The 2930-nt window shown below is 66.4% G+C and carries 2 protein-coding genes and 2 pseudogenes; all 4 read right to left on the reverse strand.

The genetic code is table 11. The features are described 5' to 3' along the window. Positions 1 to 75 (reverse strand): annotated as a pseudogene (locus A5775_RS26335) (hypothetical protein); the annotation flags it as partial. Beyond that, the gene (eccD, locus tag A5775_RS22865; protein ID WP_067257602.1) at positions 71 to 1582 is read right to left on the reverse strand and encodes a type VII secretion integral membrane protein EccD; all 1512 of its coding nucleotides are present in this window, start codon (positions 1580 to 1582) and stop codon (positions 71 to 73) included. The gene eccD and the pseudogene A5775_RS26335, both read right to left, overlap by 5 nt. A 267-nt stretch (positions 1583 to 1849) precedes the next feature. Then, positions 1850 to 2752 carry an ESX secretion-associated protein EspG gene (locus A5775_RS22870; protein ID WP_067257600.1) on the reverse strand — a complete coding sequence of 301 codons (903 nt, stop codon included), beginning with the start codon at positions 2750 to 2752 and terminating at the stop codon, positions 1850 to 1852. A gap of 108 nt (positions 2753 to 2860) precedes the next feature. Beyond that, positions 2861 to 2930 (reverse strand): annotated as a pseudogene (locus tag A5775_RS25600) (type VII secretion protein EsxI); the annotation flags it as partial.

The following is a 2930-nucleotide window of genomic DNA, read 5'->3' on the forward strand; positions in this document are numbered from 1 at the left end:
CGTCCACACATAGGTCGAGCCCTCGCGGCCGTCGGCGTCGGCGTCCAGCGACGAGGTGAACACTTTGCCGTCAGCGATAGCGGATTGCTGCATAGACATTCATCAACCACAATGCCAGCGGGAAAATTGGCATCAGGCAGAGGTATTCAATCCATTCCACGAATTTGCGGAATAGCGGGCTATAGACGGTGTTCGGTACCACGGCCGCGGCCGTAAGACCCGCCGCCGGCACCAAAACCAGGATGGCCGCGCAGATCGACACCGCAAGCGAAGACTGCAGCACGAGCGCGTAGCGCATCACGACGGCGCCGACGATCAGCACTCCGGTACCGGCCAGGGTGATCGCCTGCCAGCGGTCGACGTAGGAGCGGCCGCGCAGCAACAGGAATCCCGCGCTGAAACCCGCCAGCAGCACCGGCAGCCAGCGTTGCCCGGTGTGCGGGTCCGACAGCGATGTCAGCGAGACGACCATCAGTACGCCGAGCCCGGTCAGCAAACCCGAGAGGAAGGAACGGGCACGTTCGGCCTGCGTCAGCACGTCGCGGACCGAGGCGGGTCCCTCCAGAACCGGAGGGCCCCCGTCGGAGCGCACCACCGTGGTGGGCAGGTCGGGCCGGGCCTCGAACACCCATCGGCTGGTGGCCGACGGGAAGACGGGTAGGCGGATGCCGGCCAGCCGCCGCGAGATCGCCGGTGCGCTTTGGTAGATCAGAACCGACACGAGCACGACGCACGTCAACAGCGTCACGGCGCTGGTCATGGCAACCATGCGCGCCAGCGCGGCCAGCCCCGCGATCGAGCTGACGGTGACGATCGCGGTGTAGATCGACAACCGACGCCCGGTGAAACGCAACGCGAGGATCGCGGCGATGGTGAGGACGCCGAAGCCCAGCACCGCTTGTGGCGATCCCACGCCGCCCGGCGGCGCCGACGCCGCGGCGATCGACACCGGCGCAAGGCTGCTCAACAGCATGATGTCGGCCACGCGCCGTTCCTGCTGCGTGTGGGCGCGCATCAGCAGCAACAGGGAAACACCGAGTACCAGCATGCCGATCACGCCCGCGTAGACCGTCGGCAACCACGAGTTGTGGTGCCAACGCCACCAGCCGAGCAAACCGGTCGCGGCCGTCACCCCGATGGCCACCATCGACGCACCGACCTGCACGGCGACCACCGGGTCGATGGCGGCGAAGCGCTTGCTGAGGTTCGCGGCGACCGCGGTGGAGATGTGCTCGATGACCTGCGAGCGGTGCTCGGTGTCCGGGATGAACCGGATCCACAGTCGGTCGCCGTCGTAGACGTCCTGCTCGCTCAGCGATTGGGTGACCCGCAGCGGCGAGCCGTCCACGAGGCACAGCGCCCATCTACCCCGGCCCGCGGCTTCCAGCGGGGTCTCACCGAGCTCGCGGAGCCGGCTGTTGACCACCTTCAGCAACGGGTCGGTCATCACCGAGACGGGGGCGTTGGCGTCCAGCAGGACACCGATCTGGACACCCGTGCCGGCCATCACGCCGACGACAACCGCCTGGGGCTGTGAGATGCCCTCTACGTCAGGCTGTGGTATTTCAACTACCGCAGTCATCGTCATGCACTCCCTACCGTCATGAATGTGTGAGCCCGTGCCGCCGGTCGCATGCTCGCCGGCGCCGGGGTACTCGCCGAGGTGCTGCGGCCCCCCGCGCAGTGCATTCCGACTAATTGGAATTCCATCTGCCTCGCCTTGCGATTAAGAGTTGTGGTTGACACCGGTTTGAGATTTGCTGATGCCCTGCAAGAAGTATGCCGTGTTCGCAGCTCAAGCGCATGTTGAGTGCGACGACATTAGTGAACTCTGTGTTTCGCGCGAACGTCACACCCTACTGTGGGTTTTCCACTCGCCGTAGGGAAGTGTGTCCAGCACGGTTTTGACGCCCACTTGCACCAGCTGCGGGGTGGCCGGGCAGATGGCCAGCCACGCCTCCCCCGAACCCGCGGTCCGGGCTTGCTGGTAGAGCGCGATGCGACCCCCAGAGCCGTCTTTGAGCGACAGCACGGACGCGCTGGGGCCCTTGGCGTCGTCCTGGTACTGGCGGGCGTACACCGCGACTTCGGCGGCGGGGTCCGACAGCGCCTGGCCCAGCGCGGCCACGGTGGCGGCGCTGATGCCCATCCGGCGCAGGTCGCCGCCGGAGAACACGTTGAAACCCGACTCCTGCCACGACTTCGTCGCTTCTAGCATCTCCTCGAGCGGGACGTTGACGGCGTTGATCGCCGCAGGCTCGGCGTGGTGAATTGATTCCAGCGCGTCGATCACCAACGACGCGATCGAGGCGCTGTCCGCGACGGCGACGTCGTCGACGGTGATCTCACCGCCGACCCGAACTGCCGACACCCAGTGCTGGCCGCGGCGGGCCAGGACTACACGAAACTCGTTGTCCGGGATGTCGCGCGAGCCCGGGGGCTGATTGTCGTCATCGAGGACGCCGTAGGCCAGCTTGCCCCGCGACAGCAGGGCGACCACCTCGAGGTCGGGCGCGGCCAGCACCTTCATCCGCGCGGCCACGTGCTCGTTGACCTGGTCGTTCTCGACGATGCCCTGCTCGCGCATCACCGCCATCCCGGGATGCTCGTTGAGCCAGTCGTTGGAGTCGGTGGAAACGTAGGGCCGGCAACGCAATTCCGGGGCTACGTGGCGAACGTCCAGCAGCGCCTGGAGCATCCAGAAGCCGTCGACGTTGACGGTGATGTCGGTGCGGGTGCTCTGTTGGTCCATCAATTCCTCAATTGGTCCCTGAATAGCTCAAGCGTCACACTGCACGGTAACCGCAGGACGCGGCAGCACACCACCCGTCGGTGTGCTGCCGCGCCTGTGGTCGAGGCGTCAGGCCCAGCTGGAGCCGACGGCGCTGTCGGTGCTGGCCATGTTGTTGCCCGCGGACTGGACCTTCTGT

Origin of the sequence: Mycobacterium sp. 852002-10029_SCH5224772, from assembly GCF_001667315.1 — a bacterium.
Classification (GTDB): Bacteria; Actinomycetota; Actinomycetes; order Mycobacteriales; family Mycobacteriaceae; genus Mycobacterium.